Genomic DNA, 19180 nt, shown 5'->3' on the forward strand with positions numbered 1-19180 from the left:
TTTCAGGCCGGAACTTTGACAATTGCACGCAAGCCGTTTTTAGGGCTGTCTTCAAGCGTAATGTCACCGCCATGGCTACGGGCAATGTCCAGCGCGATTGCAAGTCCTAGACCAGTGCCGCCTGCGTCCTGGTTGCGCGCCTGATCAAGTCTGAAGAAAGGTTTGAAGACCTCATCACGCATTTCTTTGGGGATACCCGGTCCATCATCATCGATAGTCAGTATCAGCCAACCATCGCGATGATCTGCTGCGACAGATACGTTATTAGAATAGCGGAAGGAGTTGGAGACGAGATTGGAGATCAACCGCGAAAACGCGTTGGGTCTGACATGGATTTCCGGCCGTCCGCGAATGGTGGAGGTAAATCCCCGCCCAAGCAGGACGCCTTCGTCTTTCAGCTTGGCGAACAGGCGTTCAAGATTGAAGTTACCGGTTTCCTCATCAGCTTCACCGCGCGCGAATGAAAGATAGCCTTCAAGCATCGACTGCATGTCGTCGATGTCCTGTTCCATGGCTTTCGTATCCACTCTGTTACTTGCAAGAGCCAATTGGAGCTTAAACCGCGTCAAAATTGTCCGCAGGTCATGACTGACGCCGTTGAGCATTGTTGTACGCTGCTCGATCTGCCGCTCGATGCGTTCACGCATGACAATAAAGGCTGCACCGGCACGCCTCACTTCTTCGGCACCTCGCGGCTTGAAGTTCGGAGGTGGCGCGCGCCCTTTACCAAAACTGTCAGCTGCAGCGGCCAGCTGCTGAATTGGCTTGATCTGATTGCGCAGGAACAGGATCGCAATTGCCAGTAGGACGAGCGCCGAGCCAGCCATCCATACAAGGAATATAAGAGTGTTGGAGGCATAAGCCTGACTGCGGCGAGCAAAGACGCGCAGAACCTTGTCTTCGAGCTGTATGCGAATCTCTACGAGATCCGAATCTCCAATCGTGTCGATCCAGAAAGGGCGATTGATCTGCTTGGTGATTTCTTCACCCAAGATATTGTCGAGAATTGAAAAGAACGGTTTGGGGCCAGGTGCGGGGAGCGGATCGGGAGGCAGAATTGATATGTTGAGCGCCAACCGTTCACGCGAAATGCGAATCAGGTTTTCATAGCCGGGATCTTGAGGAAAAGTGTCCATGAGATCGATGATGCCGGAAATATCGCGCACTACGGCCGTTGAGAGTCGCTGGGTTACTGTCTGCCAATGGCGCTCCATAAACACGAACGCAATTAGTGATTGCAACAGCACCATTGGTGCAATGATAATGATCAACGAGCGGGCATAGAGCCTTTTAGGCATCCAGCGGGCTAGCCATCGCGTCAACTTTCGCCAAGGACCAAGCAATGTACTACGCCTGCGCCGCCAATGGCGTTTCTTCACGGCCAATGCGCGATTTGCGGCGTCCGGGGTTGCCATTACATCGATATCCGCTTGCGCTTCCTGCTTCGTGTGTTTGTTATTCTACGCTCAACTTATAGCCAACGCCGCGTACTGTCTGCAACCAAACGGGATTGGCAGGATCGTTCTCGATCTTGCGACGTAAGCGATTTATCTGAACGTCGATTGTCCGCTCACCCACATCGCCTTCCTGTCCGGTCAATTCATGGCGCGGAACAGTTTCGCCCGCGCGGGCAGCAAAAATCGCCATGATGTCTTGTTCACGATCGGTGAGGCGAATCAAATCTCCAGAACGCTTTAACTCGCGCTTGGCTATGACAAATGTATAAGGGCCGAATACAATTTGCTCGATTTTCGCCTGGGTAGCCGGAGCGCCACGCCGCAGAATATTGTTGATACGAAGTATCAGCTCACGCGGATCAAATGGTTTGGGCAAATAATCGTCAGCGCCTGCCTCAAGGCCCGTAATACGGCTGTCCGTTTCCGAAAGAGCAGTAAGCATGAGGATCGGAACATTTTTTTCCTGACGGAGCGCTTGCGTCAAAGCGATCCCGCTTTCGCCCGGCATCATGACATCGAGGATGAGCAGGTCATAATCTATGCCGGCAAGCTTTCGCCTTGCTTCGTCAGCATTGGCCGCTACCGTAATGCGAAAGCCGCTGCCTGTCAGGTATTGGGACAGCAGATTTCGAATTCTGGTGTCGTCATCAACGATCAGCAAATGTGGAGCATCATCCGATAGCGCAAGATCGCTACCAACCGGTACTGTTTCTGTGTCTTGTGTCATGCATCCCCTCATTACCAAGTGGAAATCTATATCTATCCTGACTTCGGCAGGCTGTCGATCTGTTGCCACTGTGCGGAATTTACCATGGCTTTGAGAAAATGCTCAATCACCGCCCGGTTGCTTGGATCAAGCTGTTCCAATGCATTGGCAATGCGGCGTGATTGCGGTGCCGCCAATTCAAGTGCCAATTGACGTCCTTGATGCGTCGGATAGAGTTCGCGTTGCCGTCGATCACGTGGTCCTTGAATCTGTACGATGTGGCCCGTATCGATGAGTTGCTTGAGGACACGCGCCAAGCTTTGCTTGGTGATCTTTAGAACGTCCAGCAGTTCCGCAACAGTCATGCCTGGCTTTCGATTGACAAAATAAAGGACTCGGTGGTGCGCTCGACCGAAGGTCAGCTTTTCCAGTATCATATCCGGATCAGCCGTGAAGTCGCGATAAGCAAAGAAAAACAGCTCGATAATGTCGAGTTCTTTGGCGTGTTTTTCGGTCAGGGCTGTCTCGATATGCTCATCTGGTGTATAAGTTTTCATGCAGGGTCCCCAGGCTTGGAAAAGATTACGTCAGTGTTGTTGACTTAATTTTAGACTGCTGATAATTTTTGGCAAGCTGTTGGCCGCATTTTGAATGAATCGAAAAGCCAATACGTGTTTCCGGAAACTTTCCGTAACAGAAACGCCTATTGGTGCCGAAGGGCAATGGTACACCAATTGGAAATCGGGACCAGTTGGCGAAAAACAAAACCCGCAAAAGCATCAGGATAAGGCCTGGAGGAAAACATGGCATCCGCTCCATTCGATCAGCTTGAAGGTTATATCTGGATGAACGGCGAACTCGTTCGCTGGGCAGATGCAAAGGTTCATGTGCTTACCCATGGCCTCCACTATGCGAGTTCTGTTTTCGAAGGCGAGCGGGCTTATGGTGGCGAGATTTTCAAGCTGAATGAGCATACGGAACGGCTGCATGAATCCGCGCGAATTCTTGGCTTTACGATTCCTTACTCGGTCGATGAACTTAATGATGCCTGTCGTAAGCTGTTAGCAAAGCAGGGCTTTCAAGATGCCTATGTGCGTCCAATTGCATGGCGTGGAAGCGAGTCCATGGGCGTTTCAGCGCAGGCTAATAAAATCAACGTTGCGATCGCAATCTGGCAATGGCCGAGCTACTTTGATCCAGCGCAGAAGTTGAAAGGTATCAGGCTCGATATGGCCGAATATCGCCGCCCGGATCCGAAGACTGCTCCTTCTAAATCGAAGGCCGCTGGTCTTTACATGATTTGCACGATCTCGAAGCATGCCGCAGAAGCTAAGGGTTATGCGGATGCGTTGATGCTGGATTGGCGCGGGCAGGTAGCTGAGGCAACCGGCGCCAATATCTTCTTCGTAAAGGATGGAGCGATCCATACGCCAACGCCCGATTGCTTCCTGGACGGGATCACGCGGCGTACAGTTATCGATCTTGCCAAGCGCAGAGGTTACGACATTGTTGAACGGGTAATCATGCCTGAAGAGATGGCGGATTTTGAGCAATGTTTCCTGACAGGAACGGCTGCTGAAGTTACGCCTGTATCTGAGATCGGTTCTTATAAATTCACGGTAGGCGAAATCGTTATTAACTTGATGAATGATTACGCTGCAGAAGTAACGCCGAAGAAAGTCGCGGCAGAATAACCGCGACTCTCGGTCAACGTTACAAGCCTGATACAACTCCATCGATGTATCAGGCTGTTTGACATTGCTTAAAACTTAGTCATCATGATGTATGTCAGGCATGAGTCTGGCGTTGAAACGTTGACGGGGTGTCCATTATGGAAGCGCTTCTTCCTATCGTTATCCAGCTTATCTCTGGTGGTGTCGGCGGTAATATTGTCGGCGGTCTTCTTAAAAATCTAAGCCTTGGTACAACCGGTAATACTGTTGCAGGTGGTGTTGGCGGATTGATTGGCGGTTATCTAACTCAATATCTGGGTGCAGGTGGCGCAGCAGTTGTTGCAGATGCGGTTGCCTCTTCAGGATTCGATGTCGGTGCTATTGTCAGTCAGATTGCAGGTGGTGGTATTGGTGGCATTATCCTGACCGCAATTGCGGGGGCCATAAAGAACTCAATGGCCAAGACCTGATCATTGTTAAATGAAGATTTATTGGGGGCGGTCATTTAGACCGCCCTTTTCATTTGGTTTGATATTACATTAGGTTCTCTCCCGTTCGACCAACAGGATTTAGAGATTATGGGACAATTGCAGGCCGGTATTATTCCCGTTACGGCCTTTCAACAAAATTGCACTATTCTTTTCGACAGTGATGACAAGCGAGGTGTGCTTATTGACCCGGGTGGCGACAATGATCAGATACTTCACGCTATTCAATCGAACGGAATCGTGATTGAGGCAATCTGGTTAACCCATGGTCATATTGATCACGCCGCTGGTGCGATGGATATGAAAGAAGCGCTGGCCGTTGACATTATTGGACCACACGAGGCCGACCGGTTTCTTTTGGAAAGTTTGGAAGAAATAGCTCTCCAGTACCGTATCTCAGGAAACGTGCGCAATTGCACTCCGGATCGCTGGTTGAGCGACGGCGAAATCGTATCGTTTGGAAACCATGTATTTGAAGTCCTGCATTGTCCAGGGCATGCTCCGGGGCACGTTGTCTATTACAACAAAGTGGCAAGGTTTGCTCACGTCGGAGATGTGCTTTTTAATGGCTCGGTCGGGCGGACTGATCTGCCCGGCGGTGATCACGCTACGTTGATTAATGCGATTACTACAAAACTTCTCCCTCTGGGGGACGATGTCGGGTTTATCTGTGGTCACGGTCCAGGTGGAAGATTTGGCGACGAGCGTCGTACCAACCCATTCTTGAACGAATAAATAGAAAACCGCCGGAATGGCCGGCGGTTTTTTCATTGAAGGTTTAATTGGCATTACAAAAATGGTCACGTCCGTCATAGCCACGGAATGTTCCTGTTTCCGGATTGAACGACCGATAGCGGTCCGTACAATAGCGGTACCAAGCACGGGTCCAAGGCTGGGCTGACCCATAATAGCGTGGTGCTTCGACCTGGCGGTAAACTCGAACTGGAGCCCTGTATACGGGGCGGTCATCATAGTCGCGATAAATTACTTCGGGCTCACGCGGTTGAGCAAGGGCACCACCAATTAGCGCACCCGCTGCGAGGCCAATAGCACCGGCAGCCAGTGCGTCTCCGCCGCCACGATGGTGATGACGATAGCCGCGATCATGATGACGCCAACGATGGTCGGCCGATGCTGATGACAGTGGTGCAATAACGGTCGCAGCTACGGCAGTTGCAAGAATGGCAATTTTCATACCCTTATTCATTGTGCCTCCTTGAAGCATCTTGGCGATTTTCTACGCCGCTTGATTATTTTGGGTTACGACCCTTCGGACCGCTAACCATAACGTTGTTTTAACTATCTCAGAATGAATGCAGGCTGAACGGTGGCCGAGGCTGTTTGTTCCTTGCTGGTCTAGTCAACATTGTTCCGGACGGGGAACAGGACACATGATTTCAGCAATTCCAAGGCAAGATAAAAGTACTCGAACCCAATCTGATAAAGTGGGTTCAAATTCCGCAATTAAGATTGAAGCCCCCGTTCGTGCCGGAGATTTCAACTAGTCTAATATAAACATAGCCTACGGAGCTCGCCCTATGGACGAGCTCTAAAAGGGGCAGTGTGATCACAAAACCTATTCTGTAATCGAGATATTTACTGCCTTCGGGCCCTTGCCGCGGCGATCTGGCTCTGTATCGAAAGAAACTTTCTGATTGTCTGCAAGATCTGTAAGTCCGGACGCCTGAACCGCAGAGATGTGAACGAAAATATCTGCTGCTCCGTCATCCGGCTTGATAAAGCCAAAACCTTTTTCGCTGTTGAAGAATTTGACCGTACCGGTCTGTGCCATGCTCAGTTCCTTTTTCAAAATTACCGCGTTCCCCTCCGGGTTTGCGGGATTGGTAGTGCCGTCTTCTGTGCTTACTTCCGACGGAGGTCATGCAGGCAATTCTCGAATTCAGGAAAGGAGCCGATCATTGCCGGGATTACTCCCGACCCGGTATTCTTGCGGTTCCGGCGCGCCGTTCTTCCAGTCTTCCAGTGTTCATAGATGCCCGAACGCTTTGAGACTGCTAGAATAAGTCTTTTTTGGCAAGCAAAAGTTTTTCTACCACTTGAGGCAATAGGTAAAAATGCGTTGCCCTCATGAGGAGGGCATGTAGAAAATAGGTCATAATATGTATGTTGCAAACCTATGCATGTTGCACGGAAAACTAGTGTTAACGATTACGCGTAACAATGCAGGCGCCGCCAGCACTTTGTAGCCGTGCACAGATTTGATTAGCCTCTAACCGGCTATCGGCACCGATACGGACAACGTAAATTCCGCGCCTACCCATAGCTGAACGAGTGCGGCTGATGATTGCTTCATGCTTTTCGAGGACAGCGGGAAAGCTTCGCTTCAATCGTTGCATCTGACGCACCGCTGCAGATTGCCTGAAATTGCCAGCAATCTGAATTCCCCAAGGCTTTGGTTTGATCCGCGCCATCGGGACTGTCGCGAACCGTACGATTGGAAGCTGTCTGCAAGCAGAGTCAAAGTTGAGTTTATTGTTAAGTGGAGTATTCTTAATTTCGGTGCCGGTCGAAAAATCGCCTGCCGACATTCCAGTGATGTCGAGCACATATTCTTCGGTTTCCAAGGGAAGGAAGCCTCCAGTGGATATCCAGCGGGAGACCCTTGTGGGCCCGGCATTGTAGGCAGCGGCCGCCAACCCCCAGTTTCCAAAGGCTTTTCGCAGATCTTTCAATAGTTTGGCCGAGGCCGGGAGCGCCTGCGAAAAATCATAAGGATCGGCTAGGCTGCGCTCTTTTGCCGTTCCGGGCATGAACTGTGCGATCCCTTGTGCTCCGACGGGGCTTGTTGCTGACACGTCAAATCGGCTCTCTTTCCATATCAGCTTGGCAAAGAAGTTGCGAGGAACTCCATGGCCATCCGCATGGGTTGCGATGGCCGCACAAATTTGGGTGACACTTGGCGTCGGCGCTGCAGCTGGAGCCGATACAGTCGGGTTATCTGCGGCCAATGCATTGAAGGTGGCCAAAATGCTGCCTGCCGCAAGCATGATAGTCGATTTGCAACGGGTCACAGTGGCCTTTCAACTGAGAGAGCAGTATTGAGCATTAAGCATGCCTATATTTTTGATAAAAGGTACTGGTTTACGATTCTGTCACTGCCGGACGGCCATACTTAGCCACCCAGATTAAAGAGCAATGCGATGCCACTTTCCATTACAACGATTGGTTTTGACGCTGATGATACGCTCTGGGAGAATGAGCAGTTCTTTCGTTCATCTGAAAAGCACTTTGCCAATTTATTGGCACCCTATGCCGATATTGCTGATTTATCCCAAAGGCTGCTTGAGGTAGAGAAACGCAATTTGGAATCCTATGGATTTGGGATCAAGGGCTTCACTCTTTCATTGGTAGAGACGGCAGTTGAAGTAACTGAGGGCAGGGTACCCGCAAAGGTGATCGCCCAAATCCTTGATGCGGGACGTGAAATGCTGCGACATCCCGTCGAAACGCTCCCCCACGTTGCGGATACGCTCGAGCAATTAACTGGACGTTACAAGCTTGTGCTGGTCACCAAGGGTGACCTTTTCGATCAGGAACGCAAGCTGGCGCAGTCAGGTCTCGGGGATTTCTTCGATGCAATCGAAATTGTCAGTAATAAAGACACAGGCACGTATGAGCGTGTTTTCAGCCGACATGGAAATGGTGCTGAGCGGGCTTTGATGATCGGCAATTCACTCAAATCCGACATTGTTCCGGCTATCGAAGCAGGTGCATGGGGCATATTCGTTCCTCATGAACTCACTTGGGCATTGGAGCATGTGGAAGCTCCGCTAAAAAGTCCGAGATTTCGTAAGATAGACCATCTCGGGCAGCTTACTCCACTTCTTGAAGAGATTGGCTGACCTATTCAGCAGCAAACTGCTCGTGGGCCGCTTCGTCTGGCCCATTGGGATCGCCCGATGCTGTTTCACATCCAAGATCCGGGAACGCCACAATGCGGTTACCGGTAAAATCAGTGCGCACAACCACCAATCCCTGTTCTTCGAAATAGGTAAGCAGTCGTCGCGCACGCCGCGTTGAATGTGTGCCATAAGCGCGCGCTATCGTAGCATCTGAGGGGCAGGGGCTGGCTGTAACAGCCGCCTGAGCCACGATAAAGAAAACGCCCTGTACGTCATCGGGCAAGCTTTTTGAAAGCTCCAACGCCTGTTGCCAGGGCTCGCCTTGGGCAGTCTCCCTGTCAATTCCAGCCCGAGCAACTGCCAATTTGCGTCGAAACGTGGGCAGCGATAGCTGATCACCCGGAACGCGGCGAATACGGCAACGGACGAGAAAATCTTGATACAGTACGGCGTCTGCACGAAAAGAGGCATCGGGATCGTTAAGCATCTCATACATGATTGCTTCGATAAGGCTATTACGTTCAGCCTCGTCGATTTCAGGAAACAATGTTGGCGCGGATGATTCGGCCTCTACCATAGCTTTGGCTTGGGTCAACTGGTTGAGGATATCCGCTGTCGGGGTAGGAGTAGGCGGCGTAGGTGTTTTGCGCGAGATTGTGCGACGCTCTTCTGGAGCTGGTGTGAAGATAAGATCGCGTGCATCGTCACCTGGTTGGGGAAGAGGAGTTAACTTGGGGCTGGAAGAGCGAGCTGATGTCTCGACAGCTCCGATGGTCACTGGCAGCGGTCGGCGTGACAAGGCAGGACCGAGCGCGATAAAATGGCCACGAGCCAGATCGCGGAACTGCTCTGCCTGACGACGCTCCATGCCCAGCAAATCTGCGGCACGTGCCATATCAATATCAAGAAATGTGCGCCCCATCAAAAAATTGGAAGCTTCCGCTGCCACATTCTTTGCCAGCTTCGCCAGTCGCTGGGTTGCAATCACACCGGCAAGGCCCCGTTTGCGGCCGCGGCACATGAGATTTGTCATCGCACCAAGCGAAAGTTTGCGGGCTTCGTCCGAAACCTCTCCGGCTACGGCAGGGGCAAAAAGCTGTGCCTCGTCCACGACAACCAGCATCGGATACCAATAGTCCCGTTCTGCATCGAACAATCCACCAAGAAACGCGGCTGCACATCGCATTTGCTGTTCGACATCCAGACCTTCGAGATCGAGAACAACTGATACGCGATGCTGTCGGATGCGGGCAGCAATCCGTGTCAACTCGTTCTCCGTGCGAGCGCCGTCAACGACCACATGTCCGTATTTGTCAGCAAGTGTGACAAAGTCACCTTCGGGATCAATGACGCATTGCTGAACCCATTGCGCGCTTTGTTCAAGAAGTCGGCGTAGAAGATGAGACTTTCCTGAGCCCGAATTGCCCTGAACGAGCAAGCGGGTGGCCAAAAGCTCTTCCAGGTCGAGCATGGCCTTTGCGCTTGCTGGCGCCGCTCCCATGTCGATATCGACCTTCATCGTTTCTCCAAACTCAATATGATTCCGCGCGCGAAATTTCGCGCGCGGTCTGTCTAGCATCCCTTTGGGCCGGATGCTTGAGTCTTCTGTTATTTTGCGGAATTAACCCACAGCTGCTTTGACGTTCTCCTGAAAAACTGCTCCGAATTCTTTCATCCGATCAACGATATAATCTGCATCTGTCAAAGAATCCGGCAAGTAAAGTCCGGCTTTTACAGGCTCGCCGCCATGCAACCCAAGAAGACGTTCAACGCTAAGTGCCACGTGCAGGGCGGTGAGAGGAGCCTGTCCCTCCGGATGCACAATATCAAGCCGCGTTGCAGCACGCTCGCCGGCAACCAATTCACCGGTTATCTCGATAGCGATCTCGGTTGAAAATGGTTCTCCGCGTCTGCGGCTGGCCGATGTGCCATAGACAAGGCCAACACGGATAGATCTGGCATTTGTAGCTGTTGAGAGGCTGAGGACATCCAGCGGCGAATAGGCCGTCGATTCTACTGCCGTGCCGTCAATATCCACAAATGCCCGCTTTGCATCGTCCCCTTTTATCCATTGCCAGCGGCCATCCGAGAGGAGCAGTGGATTGGGTGCCGATTCTGTAAGTCGTTCGTAGTCTGCAAGAGCCGCTGGTCCGCCCATATCTTCTTCGTCAAGCACGACTGTGATTGAGATATCATCAATGGTTTTAAACTTGCGTGCGGCTTGCAGGGTCGGAAATGTTGCAGCACCCGCAAGCCAATTACTCGCCATCAGTATGGGAGCTGCATTAGGCTTACTGATAGCGAGTGCCATTTCTGGTCCTACTTCGAAAACGCCGCTCGACACACTGAGGTAGGGTAGGCCGTGGGCCTGTGCATACTTCATGCTGTTGAGGGTCGCGTCTTTTACAAAGACCGCAATTGCGCTGTAGTTGGCACTACTGACCTGGCCCAGATCGTCGCGTTCCAAGTCAATTCTGACAGCTTGCGCGTGACCGATCCCGTCAGCGACGCGTTGCGCTTTTGCTAGGTTGCGGCCACCGATGGCAATCGGCAGATCTGGATATAATTTGCGTAGTATTTGTGCTGCTTTTGCACCCACAATTCCTGATCCGCCGATGATCAGTACGGGATCGGTAGTGGATAATGGCATGGCCTAGACTCCTGCTTTAAACTGGACGATGGTGAACGTTGGTTGGGATTTTCTTTCCCGATAACGTGTGTTACTATTAGTAAGTTACTAGTAGTAACATTGCAAGATGCTGGCGCACAATTATTGCCGCTTGTCGAATTAGGGTTGAATGCGAAATGGGACTAGCCGCTGCCAAAAAGATGCCAAAGGCGCAACGTCGCGATCAGTTGTTATCGATCGCTCTCGATATCGTTCGAAACGAAGGTACAGATGCCTTGACCTTGGGCTACGTTGCTGAAAAGGCGGGTGTGAGCAAGCCGATTGCCTATGAGCACTTCAGGACACGGAGTGGATTGCTCATTGCTCTATTTGAGCAGCTTGATCAGCAGCAAATTGATGAGCTTACCGCTGCGATTGCAGAAGCACCCAAGCAGTTGAACGACGTCGCCCGTGTCGTGAGCAATGCTTATATGGCTTGCTATCAAACCATTGGGGCAGAATGGTCGGCCATTTCTGCGGCTCTTAGAGGCGACGAGGTCATGGACGAAATCCAATGCGGTCTTATTGACAGCTACGTTGATCTTTATTGTTCCATACTCGCGCCATATACAGAAATCGCAGCAGACGATCTTCGCTCGCGTTGCGTCGGAATTATTGGCGCGGCGGAAGCAATTTCACGCGAGATGGTACGCGACAAGCTTGAAGAAAAAGCGGCTGCAGCGGTGCTGCAGTCGCTCATCGTCACTTGGCTATCCAAATAGACTTGCCCGCTAATTGACTGGAACAGTTTTCAGAACAGGAGTTGGTTTGCCGTGTTTGCTAAGGGTCAACACCAATAATGCGGCGATCAAACACAATATGCCTGCCACAAAAAATGCCGGCATGTAGGTTTGGTATTCGGTGCGAACGAACCCGCCACCATAGGCTGCAGAAGCGGCGCCCAATTGGTGACCCGCAAAAACCCAGCCGAAGATCAGTCCCGCCTTTTCACGGCCGAAGCGATCAGTAGCGAGTTTAACCGTTGGCGGGACAGTTGCAATCCAGTCCAACCCATAGAACATCGCAAAGAGAGACAGGCCATAAAACGAAAAGTTCGAATAAGGCAGATACAGGAGCGAAAGCCCACGCAAACCGTAATACCAGAAAAGCAACCAACGATTGTCTACGCGATCGGAAAGCCAGCCAGAGCCGATTGTACCGAAAAAATCAAAGAAACCCATCATTGCCAGAACGCTGGCCGCCATTATCGGCACCATGCCAAAATCACCGCACATGGCAACAAAATGTGTTCCGACAAGACCATTGGTGCTAGCCCCGCAGACAAAGAATGTGGCAAACAAAACCCAAAAGGTGCTGCTACGCGAAGCATCCTTTAGGGCAATTAGCGGCATAGTGATGAGGGTGATAAGCCCCCCAGTTACCGGAGGAGTAGGTATCACCTCCTTGTCGCCATAGGCAGGCAAACCAACATCCGCAGGCCGGTCACGCATGAGGAAAAAGACCGCAATCACGGCAACCATCAACAAGCCGCAGATTAGCATAATAGCAGTCCGCCAACCATAATTTTCGCTGAGGGAAGCCATGAGTGGCATGAAAGCGAGCTGACCGGTAGCGGAACTTGCAGTTAGCATACCAAGGGCAAGTCCTCTGCGTTCGGTGAACCACCGAGCAGCAACCGTTGCGCCCAGTACCATTGCGGTCAGACCTGTACCAAAACCAACAACGACGCCCCACAATAGGATGAGTTGCCAGATTTCTGTCATCGCAAGCGATGCAAAGAGACCGCCAGAGATGAGGACAAGCGCAACGCAAACGACTTTCCTGACGCCAAAATAATTCATGAAGGCTGCCGCAAACGGGCCCATCAGTCCAAAAAGCAGGAGACGAATTGAGAATGCTGTAGCGATTTCTTTGGTCTCCCAGCCGAATTCTTTTTCGAGCGGGACTATCAACACGCCAGGAGCGCCAACAGCGGCCGCTGTGACGAGCATTGTCAGGAAGGTAACGGCAACAACGATCCAGCCGTAGTGGAAGTTGCGCTTTGCCAATGCGGCTGCGAGTGGATTGGAGATCATGTCAGGTCTTTCAAGAATGGGCCGTTGATTGCTGTCAACATTTAAATGATGATCATCATGTTTGACTATTCATGACGAGCGTCATATATTTTGTCAATAGTTGTTTTGAAGGGGACCGCAGCATGCGCGTCAGTAAAGAACAAGCAGCGGAAAACCGCGCCCGCATCATAGAAGTTGCAAGCCAGCAATTCCGTCAGAAAGGCTTTGATGGAATTGGTGTGGCTGATTTAATGAAAAATGCGGGGCTAACTCACGGCGGCTTTTATGGACATTTTGCATCGAAAGACGACCTGATTGCGGTGTCTTGCGATGAGGCAATGAAGCGGTCAGCGGAAAAATGGTCAGCTTTGACTGAACAAGGGCCTAAAGAAGCGCTTGCTGCGATTGTATCGTCCTATCTTGCGAAAAGTCATTCGGGCGGTCTCGCCAACAGCTGCACCATGGCAATGCTTGCGCCGGATATTGCACGGCATGGCGGCGAGGTTCAGACGAACTTTACGGATGGCACCAAAAAGCTGCTTGAGATACTTGAAAGCGTGATTTCAGGCAGCTCTAACAGGGCCAAGCGTGAAAAGGCAATTGCAACAATGGCCGGATTGGTAGGCGCCGTAGTCCTTTCCCGCGCCGTCAACGATCCAGCCTTTGCCGATGAAATATTAAACGCGGGACGTGCTGTTTTAGGGCCTGAAGATGGTGATGACCGGTAACTTCTTGCTATCTGCCCGGCCTTCCTGTTTTCCCTGGGCGACGCTTCTTACGAGCGTCGTTGGAATCCTCATATGAACCCGCTCCGGTGCGTTCGCGGCGAATAATCGTCTGATCGTTCCGATTTGTACCAGTGAAAGCAGGTTTCTCCGGTACATTGCCGATGACGGGCTTTTCGGTACGACCAACGGTCATTTCATCCAGCGAATTTTTGCGGAACACTCCAGGCCCGAGTGGGCGCGTTGTATCTCCGCCCATCTCGTCGAGATGCGGTTTGCGGAAGAGCGCATTGTTTTCTTCGCTTTCATCCGTGACGACACGATGCACCGAGCGACCGGCATTATGCCTGCCTTTGGTACGGCCGGTAACAGGGCTTTCCATTTCCACTTCCCGAGCCATTGGGTCGTCCGAGATGGCAAGTTCCATTTCACGCAAGCGCTTGATCTCGTCGCGCAGTCGGGCAGCCACCTCGAAGTCCAGATCGTCAGCCGCATCCCGCATTTGTTTCATCAGATGCTCAAGGTGGGCCTTGAGATTGTTGCCCATCATTGCGCCTTCTTCTGCAAAACTGGAGATGTTGGCGCGAACATGATCACGTTCATAAACGCTATTGAGAATATCACCGATATTCTTCTTGATACTGGCAGGCGTTATACCGTGCTCTGTATTGTAAGCCTCCTGCTTTTCGCGGCGACGATTGGTTTCTGCCATCGCACGCTCCATGGAGCCGGTGATATTATCAGCATAAAGGACGACTTTGCCGTCAACGTTACGCGCAGCACGACCGATTGTCTGGATCAGCGAGGTTTCTGAACGCAGAAAGCCTTCCTTGTCCGCATCGAGAATGGCAACAAAGCCGCACTCTGGAATATCTAGGCCCTCGCGAAGCAGATTAATGCCGACCAGCACGTCAAATGCGCCGAGACGCAAGTCTCGCAGGATCTCGATACGCTCCAAAGTATCGATATCCGAGTGCATGTAACGAACGCGAATGCCCTGTTCGTGGAGATACTCAGTCAGATCTTCGGCCATGCGCTTGGTGAGAACTGTCACAAGTGTACGGTAGCCCTTGGCTGCCGTCTCGCGGATTTCACCAAGCACATCATCGACCTGCGATTTGGCTGGGCGTACTTCAACAGGAGGGTCAATGAGCCCCGTCGGACGAATGACCTGTTCGGCAAACACGCCACCGGCTTCTTCCATCTCCCACTTGCTAGGCGTGGCGGATACTGCAACGGTTTGCGGGCGCATGGCATCCCACTCCTCAAACCGCAAAGGACGATTATCCATGCAGGAGGGGAGGCGAAATCCATATTCGGCCAAGGTCGCTTTGCGACGGAAGTCGCCTTTGTACATCGCCCCGATTTGGGGAACAGTGACGTGGCTTTCATCAATAAAAACCAGTGCGTTATCAGGAATATACTCAAAAAGCGTGGGAGGTGGTTCACCCGGCTGACGACCAGTCAGGTAACGGGAATAGTTTTCAATGCCTGCGCAGGATCCTGTTGCCTCAAGCATTTCAATATCAAAGGTACAACGTTGTTCCAGTCTCTGGGCTTCAAGCAGGCGTCCTGCGGCATTCAGTTCAACCAGACGATGTTTCAGTTCTTCCTTAATCGACTTGATTGCCTGATTGAGTGTTGGTCGTGGTGTTACATAATGCGAGTTCGCGTAAATCTTGACGGAACGCAGATCGCCGGTTTTTTGGCCAGTCAGTGGATCGAATTCAGTTATCGATTCAATTTCGTCACCGAACATTGAAATACGCCAAGCGCGATCTTCCAAGTGAGCCGGGAAAAGCTCAATCGTATCACCTCGTACACGGAATGAACCGCGTGTGAAATCCATATCACGACGTTTATACTGTTGCGCTACCAGATCTGCGAGCAGCGCCCGCTGGTCCAATCGGTCGCCGATCTTCATTTCGAACGTCATAGCAGTATAGGTTTCAACCGACCCGATACCATAGATGCACGATACAGAGGCGACGATAATCACATCGTCACGCTCAAGCAACGACCGCGTTGCCGAATGGCGCATCCGGTCGATCTGTTCGTTGATCGACGATTCTTTCTCAATGTAGGTGTCGGAACGCGGCACATAGGCTTCCGGCTGATAGTAATCATAATAGGAAACGAAATACTCGACAGCATTGTTCGGAAAGAAGGATTTGAACTCGCCGTAGAGTTGGGCCGCCAGTGTTTTGTTAGGCGCCAGAATAAGGGCAGGGCGTTGGGTCTCCTCAATCACCTTTGCCATGGTGAAGGTTTTACCCGAGCCGGTAACGCCAAGGAGGACCTGCGTTTTATCGTTATCGCTGATGCCGGATACCAAGTCGCGTATTGCGGTTGGCTGATCGCCGGAGGGCACGAATTCGGTTTCCATCTGGATGGCTATTCCGCCTTCAGATTTATTCGGTCGTGCTGGCCGATGCGGCTGCCATGCAGTTCCATTCTTGAACAGCGGATTTCCGCTCTCAATCAATGCAGAAAGTGCGGCAACGGTCGCGGTCGCACCGCCTGGGGCAATGCTGGATGCTTCTTCGAGATTGACATCAAGCCCTGCTACCGGATTGAGACCTGCTGCTGCACGGATTTTTGGATCAGATGATCCACCAATGGATGTGCCGCGCGACGTCCTTGTTGCGTTTGATTTATCCCCTGATGCTCTTTTTACCTTGGCAGCTTTTGGTTGTGATTTTTTGGTTTCCTCGTTGATCTGAGCTGCCCAGTCACCAATTGAACCAGTCAACGGTGTGCCTTCCAGTTCAGATTGGGGCGCTTCGCCGAAACCGTCGAGCGTGTATTTGTCAGGTGATTTTGCCATAGGCATAATATGGTGAGAGTCTGTGCAAATGGAAAGAGGCTGACCTTCAAAAGCGGTATGCCGCGACAGGCTACTGACACAAGGCTGTCAGTAGCCTGTCAGGATGGGGATGCAGCTTCATGGTTTGAACACGTGCTCGCGATGGTAGCGCAGAAAATCAGGATGCGGGTGTAGCATCACGTCTTTGGGCAGCATGATCCTGCCAGACGCATTTATTAAACTATCTATCTTCGCATGATAATACCGGCATGATTTTACAATTCGGTAGTCGGATTCAACGGAAATAAAGCCTTTATCAAAAAGCCAATGAAAGGTTCGTAGCAATGGTATTCCATTGCGTACTGAATCCGGTCCCGAATCTTTGACTGGTTTGATATGAGCACACTCGACTTCGTGACTTCCATCCGCCGCACACAGGTCAATCCCCGTCATGGCGCATCTCCATTCGTATGCTTCCCCCACCGCTTTACTGAACGTACGGTCGCGCAGAGCACGTGAGGTTATGAAGCGATTTCTCAATAAAAGTTCGGGCGGATCTTCTGCAAAGCCAGAATAGGGAGGTGTCGGGGCCACCGATGTTTTTTGGTCCATATGTCCATTGAAAGCCGACTCCATAATTCTATTATATTCGTCGGTGGATAGAAGGCGAACGCGCTGTTGACTGGCATGTTTGTTCAAACTGCCATCTGACTCCAACATGTTCTGCTCAAAGTAGAATTTGGTGGAACCTGTCGGAAATGTGATGCTGAAAGGCACGCTTGGGAACTCGCAGAAATCAGCCAATTTAGCTGTGGAGTACCCGGTATTCCCGACGATCGAATGAATTGCGATGACGCGAGCAGTGGCAAAATATCCTGTTGTGCTGCTGCTGGATTCACCGGCTCGTCTGGCAGGTCGATAGTAGATAATCCAGTCATTCCGGACACTGTCTACCAAAGGTAAATATTTGTTTTCAAAGAGGAAAGTTTCGTGAAATAAAGCTGCATTCTCTTGATTTGATTTGATCTGAAATACTGCGGGCATGCGATCTGAAATTGATTGTTGAAACACTGATTTGTTTCAAACTTATGGTTTCAGACAACAAGTGAAACTTATCCGCAATTGCATTTTACGGCATCATGCAACCTGAAAGGCTGAAATGATCAGCCGTATCGGAGCTTTAGGCCCAGGATTGTGAGGATCAGCAGCAAGGTTATTCCATTTGCTGCCATGACGGGCCAGGAAACGATCATGATGCCGTAGCAAAACCAAAGAAATACACCTAAGGCCAAGGTGACATTGGTCACGAGAGAAATACTGGCCGCGTCCCTATACTTCACGATTTTCAAGATCTGCGGGATCCAGCCCATAGTTGTGATAACGGCAGCAAGGCTACCAATGAGTTCAATGTGAAGCGGCACGGCGCGGACTTTCAAAGGATTTTTGCAATTGATTTATGAGAGAATTCGTCCCGAAAATACAGCGGAATCGTAGCGTTTGGCATCACTTAATTGATATTTCTCCTGTTATTGAACGACGCCTAAAAGTCTTCCTGGCAGATATATCACCAGTGACGCCGCGCCTGTTATCACAGACGTGCCGTCAGCCAGCACAGCTTGTCCCGCCGACCGTTCATCACCATCAAGAACGCGTTCAGAAAGCTGTCCGCTGCGGGCCATATTCATCAGTGTTGGAGAACTGGCAAAAACACCATGTGCACCGCCGTCCAGATCGGAAGCATCAAGCACAACAATACCTAGTTTTTGCAGAACAGGAATACTGGAGCCATCGCCGACACGCGGGTGGCCGCCGACAATCCGTCCTGATACATTCAGTGCACGGTCAGCGCGGGAAACCAGGACGGTGAAAGGTTTTGGCAATTGCCCTATATCAGCAACCTGAGCCTGGAAAACATCGATATCTATATCGGGAGCCGCGAGCATCACACCGGACATCCTGTCAAAAACGTCTGTTTGACCATTCTCTGCCAACTCGCGCAGAGCTTCCATAACAACAAATGTTCCCATGGAATGTCCGACAAGCAAAATCTTGCTGGCTTTCGTCTTAGCGGCTAGTCGCAAAGTTTCTGCCAATCCGTCCCGTCCAAAAGTAGCGCTGTCGCGATCATAAACATAAAGGCCGAGTGAACCTGCAGAAGGCCAGGAGTAATGGACTGTCACTGCGGGAATGCCAAAATCATAGCTCATTTGTGCTGCGCGGAAGACGCTGTCTGCAAAATTGTTATTGTAGCCGTGCACAAAGATGAAAAGCTCCCGCTGGTTTGCAGGGCGTTTTGCAAGTTCAGCATTGATTTTTCCGACCCAGGAAACACCGTTGTCGTAGGGCTGGAACGTCGTTGCAGCAAAGCTGCGTGCAGGATTAGGCTTGGAGCTCGATTTTTCGACCTGCCCGTTCTTGTGCGTAGGAGGAATGCCAATATCGACACGAGAAAAATTCAATGTCGGTGAACGTTTAGCCGAATAGGGCAAAGAAAGGTCGTCAGAGCGTTCGCGGCTTGTTGCAACAAACACGGGTATAACGGCTTTTGGTCCGGTCTTGTCATTGAGGACCGGGGTAGGAACGGCAGCGTTTGCCTTGACTACGCCGCTTGCGTCAAGTCCAAGCACCGCGCGTCCGCCGCAGCCAGATAAAGCGAGCATGAGAAGCAGTAATGCTGACAAGCGCGAAAGTATCATGGCCGAACTCCGAAATACAATTCCTGAGCTTGAAACAGCAATCGCCAACTACTGCAACATAAATCCTGCGTTAGGTTGTAAAT

The 19180-nt window shown here is 51.2% G+C and carries 19 protein-coding genes; 6 read left to right on the forward strand and 13 right to left on the reverse strand.

What is annotated here, in order from left to right; genetic code table 11:
• Positions 1 to 2 precede the first annotated feature (2 nt).
• The 3 genes from ACYJL1_RS07265 to ACYJL1_RS07275 form a co-directional block, all read right to left on the reverse strand.
• Positions 3 to 1298 (reverse strand): sensor histidine kinase, encoded by a 1296-nt coding sequence (locus tag ACYJL1_RS07265; RefSeq protein ID WP_460897964.1) that lies wholly within the window; start codon positions 1296 to 1298, stop codon positions 3 to 5.
• Positions 1299 to 1455: 157 nt separating this feature from the next.
• Positions 1456 to 2184 carry a response regulator gene (locus ACYJL1_RS07270; protein ID WP_460897708.1) on the reverse strand — a complete coding sequence of 243 codons (729 nt, stop codon included), beginning with the start codon at positions 2182 to 2184 and terminating at the stop codon, positions 1456 to 1458.
• Between the two features lie 32 nt (positions 2185 to 2216).
• Complete coding sequence (locus tag ACYJL1_RS07275; protein ID WP_460897709.1) at positions 2217 to 2720, reverse strand: MarR family winged helix-turn-helix transcriptional regulator; 504 nt, start codon at positions 2718 to 2720, stop codon at positions 2217 to 2219.
• A 246-nt stretch (positions 2721 to 2966) separates the two neighbouring features.
• Between ACYJL1_RS07275 and ACYJL1_RS07280 the strand changes: the two genes are divergently transcribed.
• The 3 genes from ACYJL1_RS07280 to ACYJL1_RS07290 all read left to right on the forward strand — a co-directional run bounded on the left by ACYJL1_RS07280 (position 2967) and on the right by ACYJL1_RS07290 (position 5059).
• Positions 2967 to 3857: a branched-chain amino acid aminotransferase gene (locus ACYJL1_RS07280; RefSeq protein ID WP_460897710.1), complete on the forward strand. Its 891-nt coding sequence runs from the start codon at positions 2967 to 2969 to the stop codon at positions 3855 to 3857.
• Between the two features lie 137 nt (positions 3858 to 3994).
• The gene (locus ACYJL1_RS07285) at positions 3995 to 4306 is read left to right on the forward strand and encodes a hypothetical protein (RefSeq protein ID WP_460897711.1); all 312 of its coding nucleotides are present in this window, start codon (positions 3995 to 3997) and stop codon (positions 4304 to 4306) included.
• Positions 4307 to 4414: 108 nt separating this feature from the next.
• The gene (locus ACYJL1_RS07290; RefSeq protein ID WP_460897712.1) at positions 4415 to 5059 is read left to right on the forward strand and encodes an MBL fold metallo-hydrolase; all 645 of its coding nucleotides are present in this window, start codon (positions 4415 to 4417) and stop codon (positions 5057 to 5059) included.
• A gap of 43 nt (positions 5060 to 5102) precedes the next feature.
• Here ACYJL1_RS07290 and ACYJL1_RS07295 read toward each other — a convergent pair whose 3' ends face one another.
• The 3 genes from ACYJL1_RS07295 to ACYJL1_RS07305 form a co-directional block, all read right to left on the reverse strand.
• Positions 5103 to 5531, reverse strand: coding sequence for a BA14K family protein (locus ACYJL1_RS07295; protein ID WP_460897713.1), 429 nt, complete (start codon positions 5529 to 5531; stop codon positions 5103 to 5105).
• Positions 5532 to 5900: 369 nt separating this feature from the next.
• A complete protein-coding gene (locus tag ACYJL1_RS07300) occupies positions 5901 to 6116 on the reverse strand; it encodes a cold-shock protein (RefSeq protein WP_008124224.1) in 216 nt (71 codons plus the stop codon).
• Positions 6117 to 6486: 370 nt separating this feature from the next.
• Positions 6487 to 7332: a transglycosylase SLT domain-containing protein gene (locus tag ACYJL1_RS07305; protein ID WP_460897965.1), complete on the reverse strand. Its 846-nt coding sequence runs from the start codon at positions 7330 to 7332 to the stop codon at positions 6487 to 6489.
• A gap of 153 nt (positions 7333 to 7485) precedes the next feature.
• On the opposite strand from ACYJL1_RS07305, the gene ACYJL1_RS07310 reads away from it, so the two are divergent.
• Positions 7486 to 8187, forward strand: a complete 702-nt coding sequence (locus ACYJL1_RS07310; protein ID WP_460897714.1) for an HAD family hydrolase — start codon at positions 7486 to 7488, stop codon at positions 8185 to 8187.
• A 1-nt stretch (position 8188) separates the two neighbouring features.
• Here ACYJL1_RS07310 and ACYJL1_RS07315 read toward each other — a convergent pair whose 3' ends face one another.
• Both ACYJL1_RS07315 and ACYJL1_RS07320 read right to left on the reverse strand, forming a co-directional pair.
• On the reverse strand, positions 8189 to 9706 hold the full coding sequence (locus tag ACYJL1_RS07315; RefSeq protein ID WP_460897715.1) for a helicase HerA domain-containing protein: 1518 nt from the start codon (positions 9704 to 9706) through the stop codon (positions 8189 to 8191).
• Positions 9707 to 9808: 102 nt separating this feature from the next.
• Positions 9809 to 10837 (reverse strand): NAD(P)-dependent oxidoreductase, encoded by a 1029-nt coding sequence (locus ACYJL1_RS07320; protein ID WP_460897716.1) that lies wholly within the window; start codon positions 10835 to 10837, stop codon positions 9809 to 9811.
• Positions 10838 to 10992: 155 nt separating this feature from the next.
• Between ACYJL1_RS07320 and ACYJL1_RS07325 the strand changes: the two genes are divergently transcribed.
• Complete coding sequence (locus ACYJL1_RS07325) at positions 10993 to 11577, forward strand: TetR/AcrR family transcriptional regulator (RefSeq protein WP_460897717.1); 585 nt, start codon at positions 10993 to 10995, stop codon at positions 11575 to 11577.
• A 9-nt stretch (positions 11578 to 11586) separates the two neighbouring features.
• Here the strand turns inward: ACYJL1_RS07325 and ACYJL1_RS07330 are convergent, their stop codons facing one another.
• Positions 11587 to 12891, reverse strand: a complete 1305-nt coding sequence (locus ACYJL1_RS07330; protein ID WP_460897718.1) for an MFS transporter — start codon at positions 12889 to 12891, stop codon at positions 11587 to 11589.
• A 122-nt stretch (positions 12892 to 13013) separates the two neighbouring features.
• Between ACYJL1_RS07330 and ACYJL1_RS07335 the strand changes: the two genes are divergently transcribed.
• Positions 13014 to 13598, forward strand: coding sequence for a TetR/AcrR family transcriptional regulator (locus ACYJL1_RS07335; protein WP_460897719.1), 585 nt, complete (start codon positions 13014 to 13016; stop codon positions 13596 to 13598).
• Positions 13599 to 13605: 7 nt separating this feature from the next.
• On the opposite strand, the gene uvrB is transcribed toward ACYJL1_RS07335, so the two are convergent.
• The 4 genes from uvrB to ACYJL1_RS07355 form a co-directional block, all read right to left on the reverse strand.
• On the reverse strand, positions 13606 to 16428 hold the full coding sequence (uvrB, locus tag ACYJL1_RS07340; protein ID WP_460897720.1) for an excinuclease ABC subunit UvrB: 2823 nt from the start codon (positions 16426 to 16428) through the stop codon (positions 13606 to 13608).
• A gap of 111 nt (positions 16429 to 16539) precedes the next feature.
• Positions 16540 to 17472, reverse strand: a complete 933-nt coding sequence (locus ACYJL1_RS07345) for an HNH endonuclease (RefSeq protein WP_460897721.1) — start codon at positions 17470 to 17472, stop codon at positions 16540 to 16542.
• A 92-nt stretch (positions 17473 to 17564) separates the two neighbouring features.
• Entirely contained in the window at positions 17565 to 17822 is a 258-nt protein-coding gene (locus ACYJL1_RS07350) for a SemiSWEET family sugar transporter (protein WP_460897722.1), read from the reverse strand.
• A gap of 105 nt (positions 17823 to 17927) precedes the next feature.
• Positions 17928 to 19097, reverse strand: a complete 1170-nt coding sequence (locus ACYJL1_RS07355; RefSeq protein ID WP_460897723.1) for an alpha/beta hydrolase — start codon at positions 19095 to 19097, stop codon at positions 17928 to 17930.
• Positions 19098 to 19180 lie beyond the last annotated feature (83 nt).

The organism is Phyllobacterium sp. K27 (genome assembly GCF_054796155.1).

Excerpts from the sequence above, each read along its gene's own strand:
- ACYJL1_RS07265 (WP_460897964.1), bottom strand. The coding sequence starts at position 1,298 with ATGCCTAAAAGGCTCTATGCCCGCTCGTTGATCATTATCATTGCACCA.
- ACYJL1_RS07270 (WP_460897708.1), bottom strand. The coding sequence starts at position 2,184 with ATGACACAAGACACAGAAACAGTACCGGTTGGTAGCGATCTTGCGCTA.
- ACYJL1_RS07275 (WP_460897709.1), bottom strand. The coding sequence starts at position 2,720 with ATGAAAACTTATACACCAGATGAGCATATCGAGACAGCCCTGACCGAA.
- ACYJL1_RS07280 (WP_460897710.1), top strand. The coding sequence starts at position 2,967 with ATGGCATCCGCTCCATTCGATCAGCTTGAAGGTTATATCTGGATGAAC.
- ACYJL1_RS07285 (WP_460897711.1), top strand. The coding sequence starts at position 3,995 with ATGGAAGCGCTTCTTCCTATCGTTATCCAGCTTATCTCTGGTGGTGTC.
- ACYJL1_RS07290 (WP_460897712.1), top strand. The coding sequence starts at position 4,415 with ATGGGACAATTGCAGGCCGGTATTATTCCCGTTACGGCCTTTCAACAA.
- ACYJL1_RS07295 (WP_460897713.1), bottom strand. The coding sequence starts at position 5,531 with ATGAATAAGGGTATGAAAATTGCCATTCTTGCAACTGCCGTAGCTGCG.
- ACYJL1_RS07300 (WP_008124224.1), bottom strand. The coding sequence starts at position 6,116 with ATGGCACAGACCGGTACGGTCAAATTCTTCAACAGCGAAAAAGGTTTT.
- ACYJL1_RS07305 (WP_460897965.1), bottom strand. The coding sequence starts at position 7,332 with ATGCTTGCGGCAGGCAGCATTTTGGCCACCTTCAATGCATTGGCCGCA.
- ACYJL1_RS07310 (WP_460897714.1), top strand. The coding sequence starts at position 7,486 with ATGCCACTTTCCATTACAACGATTGGTTTTGACGCTGATGATACGCTC.
- ACYJL1_RS07315 (WP_460897715.1), bottom strand. The coding sequence starts at position 9,706 with ATGAAGGTCGATATCGACATGGGAGCGGCGCCAGCAAGCGCAAAGGCC.
- ACYJL1_RS07320 (WP_460897716.1), bottom strand. The coding sequence starts at position 10,837 with ATGCCATTATCCACTACCGATCCCGTACTGATCATCGGCGGATCAGGA.
- ACYJL1_RS07325 (WP_460897717.1), top strand. The coding sequence starts at position 10,993 with ATGGGACTAGCCGCTGCCAAAAAGATGCCAAAGGCGCAACGTCGCGAT.
- ACYJL1_RS07330 (WP_460897718.1), bottom strand. The coding sequence starts at position 12,891 with ATGATCTCCAATCCACTCGCAGCCGCATTGGCAAAGCGCAACTTCCAC.
- ACYJL1_RS07335 (WP_460897719.1), top strand. The coding sequence starts at position 13,014 with ATGCGCGTCAGTAAAGAACAAGCAGCGGAAAACCGCGCCCGCATCATA.
- uvrB (WP_460897720.1), bottom strand. The coding sequence starts at position 16,428 with ATGCCTATGGCAAAATCACCTGACAAATACACGCTCGACGGTTTCGGC.
- ACYJL1_RS07355 (WP_460897723.1), bottom strand. The coding sequence starts at position 19,097 with ATGATACTTTCGCGCTTGTCAGCATTACTGCTTCTCATGCTCGCTTTA.